Origin of the sequence: Micrococcus sp. KRD012 (genome assembly GCF_017168555.1) — a bacterium.
Classification (GTDB): Bacteria; Actinomycetota; Actinomycetes; order Actinomycetales; family Micrococcaceae; genus Micrococcus; species Micrococcus luteus.
Genome location: NZ_JABFBB010000016.1, coordinates 66,550 through 73,353 on the forward strand (window position 1 = coordinate 66,550; position 6,804 = coordinate 73,353).

General features: G+C 73.7%; 6 protein-coding genes and 4 tRNA genes. 3 read left to right on the forward strand and 7 right to left on the reverse strand.

Annotated elements, in window-relative coordinates:
• The 3 genes from J1M37_RS06880 to J1M37_RS06890 all read right to left on the reverse strand — a co-directional run.
• Positions 1-616, reverse strand: a 616-nt coding sequence (locus tag J1M37_RS06880; RefSeq protein ID WP_342345125.1) for a GNAT family N-acetyltransferase, incomplete at its 3' end; no start/stop codon positions are given.
• 5 nt (positions 617-621) lie between these two features.
• Entirely contained in the window at positions 622-1,947 is a 1,326-nt protein-coding gene (locus J1M37_RS06885; RefSeq protein ID WP_049147985.1) for a lysine N(6)-hydroxylase/L-ornithine N(5)-oxygenase family protein, read from the reverse strand.
• The gene (locus J1M37_RS06890) at positions 1,944-3,539 is read right to left on the reverse strand and encodes a pyridoxal phosphate-dependent decarboxylase family protein (RefSeq protein WP_049147986.1); all 1,596 of its coding nucleotides are present in this window, start codon (positions 3,537-3,539) and stop codon (positions 1,944-1,946) included. Before J1M37_RS06890 ends, J1M37_RS06885 begins: the two co-directional genes overlap by 4 nt.
• 161 nt (positions 3,540-3,700) lie before the next feature.
• Between J1M37_RS06890 and J1M37_RS06895 the strand changes: the two genes are divergently transcribed.
• On the forward strand, positions 3,701-4,591 hold the full coding sequence (locus J1M37_RS06895) for a siderophore-interacting protein (RefSeq protein WP_049147987.1): 891 nt from the start codon (positions 3,701-3,703) through the stop codon (positions 4,589-4,591).
• A gap of 99 nt (positions 4,592-4,690) precedes the next feature.
• Here the strand turns inward: J1M37_RS06895 and J1M37_RS06900 are convergent.
• From J1M37_RS06900 to J1M37_RS06915, 4 genes are all read right to left on the reverse strand, one after another.
• Positions 4,691-4,764 (reverse strand) — tRNA-Gly (locus J1M37_RS06900).
• Positions 4,765-4,792: 28 nt separating this feature from the next.
• A tRNA-Val gene (locus tag J1M37_RS06905) sits at positions 4,793-4,864 on the reverse strand.
• Between the two features lie 58 nt (positions 4,865-4,922).
• A tRNA-Cys gene (locus tag J1M37_RS06910) sits at positions 4,923-4,993 on the reverse strand.
• A gap of 18 nt (positions 4,994-5,011) precedes the next feature.
• Positions 5,012-5,085 (reverse strand) — tRNA-Gly (locus J1M37_RS06915).
• Between the two features lie 158 nt (positions 5,086-5,243).
• On the opposite strand from J1M37_RS06915, the gene J1M37_RS06920 reads away from it, so the two are divergent.
• Together J1M37_RS06920 and def are read left to right on the forward strand one after the other, a co-directional pair.
• Positions 5,244-6,233 (forward strand): hypothetical protein, encoded by a 990-nt coding sequence (locus J1M37_RS06920; RefSeq protein WP_036383776.1) that lies wholly within the window; start codon positions 5,244-5,246, stop codon positions 6,231-6,233.
• Positions 6,230-6,804 (forward strand): peptide deformylase (def, locus tag J1M37_RS06925; RefSeq protein WP_206452370.1); only part of this gene is annotated, 575 nt, incomplete at its 3' end. The genes J1M37_RS06920 and def, both read left to right, overlap by 4 nt.

Consider the following 6,804-nt stretch of genomic DNA (forward strand, 5'->3'; position numbering starts at 1 on the left):
GGAGGAGCGGGGGCTCGGGGAGGGTGAGGTCCAGCCCGGCGGCGAGGACGCCGATCCGGCTGGCAGTGAAGGACTCGGGCGTGGCGATCGAGAGCATCGCCGTCTTGGATCCCAGCGCCACGGGACCGAGCTCCGTGAACCCGGCGGCCAGGTTCTTCGCCCGGATGGCGGCGTTGCGCTCGTCCGGCTCGACGACGACGCGCCGCGCCCCCGGCTGGGCCAGGCACCAGCGCACCACCGCGGCCATCACCAGGTCCGTGGTCCCGGGCACCGGGGTGTCCGTCGGGGCGACGAGCACGTGCAGGCCGACGTCGCCGGGCGCGCCCGCATACCGTCCGGCCAGCTCCGAGTGGGCCGGGTCGTAGACCTCCACCAGGAAGGTCGCGGTCCCGTCCACGAGCCCCACGTGCGCGTGGTGGTGCGGGTGCGCGGCGATCGCCTCGTACTCGGCCACGACGTCGGCCAGACCCGCCTCCGTCATCTCCCAGTACACGGCGTGCGGGGACGTCACCCACCGGTGCAGCAGCGGATGGTCCTGCGCGCCCACGGGACGGAGCTCCACACGACGGGCCGCGCTCGCGGCCGCACCGTCCACGGTGGTCTGCGGCGGCGTCACGGCGCTCACCGGACGCCCGCCGCGACGGCACCGAAGTCCTGGAACGCGATCGACTCGGCCTGCGCGTAGACCTGGCGGCCGGCGATCGTGCTGAGGATGCGGCCGCTGTGCTCCGCCGCCATGCCCAGGTCCGGGCCGGTGAGACCCAGGGGCTGTTCGGCGGTGTTGTGCACGAAGATCCGGCGGCCGCTCACGTCGATCGCGTGGTCCGCGTTCGCCGTCGTCCGACCGTCCTCCGCGCGCAGCAGGTGCCGCACCGGCTCCAGGAACGGATGGTCCGGGTGGCGGTAGCCCGTGCCCGCGACGACACGGTCCACCACGTGCCCCCCGGTCACCCCGGTCTCCTCGTCGCGCAGGGTGACCTCCACCCGGGGCGCACCCGGGCCCGCGACCAGGCGGGCGTCCGTCACCGACGTGCCCGGCCACAGCCGGGCCGGGTCCAGCGGACCCACCTGGCGCTCGTACAGCGCGTGGTAGACGTCCTCGATCGTGTACTCGCTGATCCCCTTGTACAGGGACCGGTGGGATGCGTTGATCTCATCCCGCCGCGCCCGGGGCAGAGTGGCGAAGTGCCGCTCATAGTCCAGCGAGGTCAGCTCGAGCGTGAGCTGGCCGACCTCCATGCCGAAGAACCGGGGTGAGCGCGTGACCCACGTGAGGTCCGGGTGGCCCGCGTTCAGCAGGTCCAGGGCGCACTCCGCCGCCGACTGGCCGCTGCCCACCACCAGGACCGACCCGGCCCCGGCGATGTCCTCGCGACGGCCCATGTACTCACCCGTGTGCACCACGGGGGACGCGCCGACCCGGGCCGACTCCTCCGCGACGCGCGCGAGCGGCGCGGGCAGGGACGGCACCGTGCCCGTGCCCACCACCACGTGGTCGGCCCGGTGCGTGCTGGTCCCGGCCGCGGAGGCCGCCTCCACCACGAACTCGTCCGCCTGATCGTCCCACCGCACCGCCGTCACCGTGGTCGCGTAGGCGATGCCGGGCAGCTGGGCTGCCACCCACGCGCAGTAGTCCGAGAACTCCCGCCGCAGCGGGTACCAGGAACCCCGGATGTAGAAGCGGTGCAGCCGGCCCATCGCCTTGAGATACGCCAGGAACGAGTACGGGGAGGTCGGGTCCGCGAACGTCACCAGGTCCGCGAGGAACGGCACCTGGATCTGCGCGCCCGGCAGCATCATGCCCGGGTGCCACACGAACGCGTCGCGGCTCTCCACCACCTCCACCTCGACGTCGGGCAGCGGGTGGGCCAGCGCGGCCAGGCTCAGGTTGAACGGGCCCAGCCCGATCGCGAGCACGCGGCGGGGGGACGTGGACGCCGGGCTCATGCGCACACCTGCTCTCCGTGCTCGTCCACGCGCGCCGCGGACGGACGTGGCCCCGCCGAAGCGGGGAGCGTGCAGGACACGGCGACCGACGGGCCATGCGGACGGGTCCGCGCCACCCCGCGCCACCGATGACGGCTCGCCCGCACCGCGTCGACGTGCCGCAGCGCCGCCTCCTCCACGACGTCGACCAGCTCCTCCAGCTCGCCCGAGGTGACCGCGGGGTTCAGGATCGTGAACTTCAGATGGGGCACCCCGTCCACCACCGTCGTCGCGATCAGCGCGCGCCCGCCGGCCACGAGCTCCCGGTGCGTCGCCGCCTGCACCGCCGTGCACTCCTCCTCCGACAGTCCCTCGGCCCGCACCCGGAACAGCACTGTCACCAGCGTCGGATCCTCCAGCACCGCGAACGTCGGCCGGGCCCGCAGGATCCCGCACGCCTGCCGCGTGCGTTCGCGCGCCCCCGCGAACAGGGACACCACCGCCTCGGCCCCATGCTCACGCAGCGTCAGCCACAGCTTGAGCGAGTCGAACCGGCGGCTCGTCTGCAAGGACCGATCCGCCAGGTTCGGATGGACGCTGTCCTCCGGGTTCAGGTAGTCCGCATGCACCGTCACATGGCGCAGGCTCTCGGCGTCCCGCACCACCAGCGCGCTGCAGGCCAGCCCCACGTAGAACGTCTTGTGGAAGTCCATCGTCACCGAGTCCGCACGGTGCAGCCCCGGCAGCTCGTGGCGCGTCGCCGCGCTCGCGGCGAGGATCCCGCCCACGGCCGCGTCCGCATGGACCCACATCCCGTGGCGTTCGGCGACGTCGGCGATGGCCGGCAGCGGGTCGATGGCGCCGCGGTCGGTGGTCCCCAGCGTCGCGACGACGGCCATCGGCACGGCACCGGCGGCCACCTCACGTTCGACCGCCTCGGCCAGGGCCCCGGGGTCCAGACGCCCGGCGGCGTCGGTGGGGACGACGACCACGGCGTGGCGACCCAGCCCGAGCAGGCCGGCTGCCTTGGCGATGCTGTAGTGCGTGGCGGCGCTGACGAAGACGCGCAGCGAGCCGAGCACCTCGGCGGGCAGGTCGGCGAGCCCGGCGTGGCCGGTGAGGCGCTGCACGGCGCGGCCGCGGGCCAGCGTCATGGCCTGCAGGTTGGAGGCCGACCCTCCGGAGGTGAAGACGCCGTCGCCCGCGGCGAACCCGCACCAGCGTCCGACCTCGGCCAGGAGCCGCTGCTCCATGAGCGCCGCGGAGCGGGCCTGGTCCCAGGACTCGACCGCCGTGTTGAGCGCCCCGAGCACGGTGTCCGCTGCGGTGCTGGAGAGCAGGACCGGGCAGTTGAGGTGAGCGGCATAGCGCGGGTGGTGGTAGGCGGTGGTCTGGTGGGCGTAGAGCTCCGCGACCTCGGCGAGGGCGTCGTCGAGGCTGCCCGTCGGCTGCGAGAAGTCGACGGCGCCGACGGCGTCGGCCAGGTGCGTCGACGGGGTGTCCGGGTGGACCCCCGCGCGGTCGTAGGCGGTGTCGACGGCCACCCGGGCCGCCCTGCCGGTGGCGTCGAGGTAGGCGGCGGGATCGCCGAGTCCGAACAGGCGAGGGAGCATGGGAGGGCCTTCCGTGAGGGGGTCGTCGGCTCCGGGCGGCGTCCGCCACGGACGCCCCGCACAGTAGGGAAGCCTTACCTAAGAAAGCAAATACGCAACAATGACGTGACGTATTCAAAGGGAGGACTCCAGCAAAGGTGAGGCTCACCTATGCTGACCGGATGACGAGCTCCTCCGTCCTCCCCCCGCCTGCCGCCCGTCCCTCGCGTGTCGAGGCCCTGCAGATGAAGGCCTACCGCGGGCTCGCGGCCCTCGGCCAGGCGATGCCCGTTGACCGCGACGAGTATCCGCAGTGGACCATGACGGTCCGCGCCACGTGGCTGCTCGCCCCCCGGCTGCGTCGTCTCACGTTCGCCGCGGAGGAGTTCCGCACGTTCACCCCGCAGGGCTGCGACGAGTACTTCGGGCTGCTCACCCCGCCCCCGGGGCGGGCGCTCGTGATGCCCGATCCCGCGGCGCTCAATGCGCGGCGAGCGGTCGGGCGGATCCCCGAGGACGTGCGGCCGGATCTGCGGTGGTACACGGTCGCCGAGCACCGGCCCTCCGTCGGTGAGATCGACGTCGACGTCGTCGTGCACGACCATGCGGGCCCCGCCGGCACGTGGGCGCGCACCGCACGTCCGGGCGACGTCGCCGGCTTCCGCACCGGGACGGGCGCCTATCGTCTGCCGGCGGCGGGGGAGTCGCACCTCGTGGTGGGGGACGAGACCGCAGTCCCGAGCATCGCCGCCGCCCTCGCCGCGCAGCGTCGCACGCCGCGCGGGGGCCGGATGGACGTCGTCCTGGAGGTGCCCGGCCGTGACCACGTCCCCGCCCTCGAGGTCCCGGAGGGCGCCACGCTCACGGTCCTGCACCGCGGAGACGCCGTGCCGGGCGCCCTGCTCACGCCGCACCTCGAGGACCTCCCCGCCGCGCCCCGCGACCACGTGTGGGCGTGCGGCGAGCAGTCGCTCGCGACGGCGGCGCGGCGGGTGATCGTCCGCCGCGGCATCGCACCGAAGCGCGCGATCATGTTCAGCGGCTACTGGCGGGTGGACGGCCCGCGGCTCTGATCCCGTCCGATGGTCGGCGTCCGTGCTCCGAGCACGAGGCCGACCGCACGCCCCGGAACGACGAAGGGCCCCTCCGCCAGGAGGGGCCCTTCGCGTGGGAGCGGATGACGAGATTCGAACTCGCGACCTCCACCTTGGCAAGGTGGCGCTCTAGCCAACTGAGCTACATCCGCCTGAGTCGATCCTCACGGATCGTCTCCGTGCGCGATACTGGGTTCGAACCAGTGACCTCTTCCGTGTCAGGGAAGCGCGCTACCGCTGCGCCAATCGCGCTCGTCCACCTCCGAAGAGGTGGTGAACATGCCGCCACTCCCGGTCGGAGAAGCCTGCGAGGTCGGGACGGGATTCGAACCCGCGTATACGGCTTTGCAGGCCGCTGCCTCGCCTCTCGGCCACCCGACCAGGGGTGAAGGTTGAGCGAGCGGATGACGAGATTCGAACTCGCGACCTCCACCTTGGCAAGGTGGCGCTCTAGCCAACTGAGCTACATCCGCGTGTCGGTGCCGCCGGGATACGCTCCTCTGAGCCGCTCACCTGCGTTTTCCAACGAGAAAGAACTCTAGGCCATCTCCGCCCGGATGCAAAATCGGCGTCCGGAGGCGTGTCGGGCCACCCCGTCGGGGGTCCGGGGACCCTGCCAGAATGGCTGACCATGACCCAGCCACGCCTCGCGCATCAGACCCCCCACGGACGCATGTACGCGCGCTCCCTCTCGGGCCTGCCCGAGGTCCCGTCCATCACCACCGTGATCGGCATGGAGAAGACGGACCTGGACGGCTGGGTCGGGTGGATGGCGGCCCAGTCCGTGACCCAGGATCCGCGCCTGGCGGAATCCGTGGGCTCCGCAGCGCGCCTGAAGCAGGTGGCCCGGCAGTCCGCCGACGCCGCCGCCCGCTACCGGGACGCCGCGGCCGAGCGCGGGGACCGCGTGCACGACTACGCCGAGCAGGTCGCCCAGCGCGCCCTCGGCCGCCCCCACACCATGGCGGAGGCCCGGGCCCGGCTGATCGAGCACGGGGAGGGCGCCTACGCGGACCGCTTCGACGAGTGGTGGGACCTCTACGACGTCCGGCCGATCGCGGCCGAGATCACCGTCTGGAACCACACGGTGGGCTACGCGGGCACGCTGGACCTCGTCGCCCGGATCGGCGGCCGGCTGTGCCTGATCGACTACAAGACGAAGGGCACGGGGCGGGACGGACGGGTCAAGGCGCTCGACCCCAAGGTGGTCATGCAGCTGACCGCCGGCCTGAAGGCGGAGGAGTCCCTCGTGGATCCCGAGGCCGGCACCTGGGAGGAGTGGCGGCACGGCCAGGCCGAGATGCTGCTCGGCGTCGCCCTGGGGGAGACCGAGGTCGCCGTGCACCAGGCCAACCCGGGCGTGCTGCCCCGCCACTGGCACAAGTTCTGGGCCCTGCGCCAGGTCTGGAAGCACGCGCAGGCCGTGGACGACGCCGGCCCCGCGCTCCGCGTCATCGGCCCGCCTCCGCCGTCGGTCCCGGCGTCGGCGGCCACCGGTCTGCAGGCCGTGCGCGCCGCGGCGTTCGGCGGCGGCTCCCATGCCGCCCCGGACGTGGCGCCCGACGGGTCGTCGTCGCGCCCGGCGTCCGCCGCCGAGGGCGGCGATAGGGTGACGGCGTGACCGTCCTGCCCGTCCGCACCGTCCCCGACCCCGTCCTGCGCACCGCCGCGTCGCCCGTTCCCGCGGGTGCGGACGTGCGCGCCCTCGTGGCGGACATGATCGAGACGATGCACGCCGTCGGGGGCGTGGGCCTGGCCGCGCCCCAGGTGGGCGTGGGTCTGCGCGTCTTCGTGTTCGACGTCGCCGGCGTCGCCGGGCACGTGGTCAATCCCGTGCTCGAGACCGCCGGGCAGGCGCTGCGGGAGCCGGGCGAGGGGTGTCTGTCCGTGCCCGGGCTGCGCTACCACCCGGCGCGCGCCGCCGAGGCCGTCGTCCGCGGCACCGACGTGGACGGGAACCCGGTGGAGCACCGGGGGACCGGCCTGCTCGCCCGCTGCCTCCAGCACGAGACCGACCACCTCGACGGGATCCTCTACGTCGACCGCCTCGACGGCGAGGAACGCCGTGAGGCCCGCCGCCGCATGCGCGCCGGCGAGGTGGACCGCGCCGCTCGCCGCATCGGGGCCGCGCGCGCGGCCGCCGTCAGCTCGGTCTTCGGCGCCCCCGCCGCCCCCGCCGCCGGAACAGGAGC

What these genes read in the sequence shown, in the direction of transcription:
- J1M37_RS06885 (WP_049147985.1), bottom strand. Translation starts at nt 1,947, where the DNA reads ATGAGCCCGGCGTCCACGTCCCCCCGCCGCGTGCTCGCGATCGGGCTG.
- J1M37_RS06890 (WP_049147986.1), bottom strand. Translation starts at nt 3,539, where the DNA reads ATGCTCCCTCGCCTGTTCGGACTCGGCGATCCCGCCGCCTACCTCGAC.
- J1M37_RS06895 (WP_049147987.1), top strand. Translation starts at nt 3,701, where the DNA reads ATGACGAGCTCCTCCGTCCTCCCCCCGCCTGCCGCCCGTCCCTCGCGT.
- J1M37_RS06920 (WP_036383776.1), top strand. Translation starts at nt 5,244, where the DNA reads ATGACCCAGCCACGCCTCGCGCATCAGACCCCCCACGGACGCATGTAC.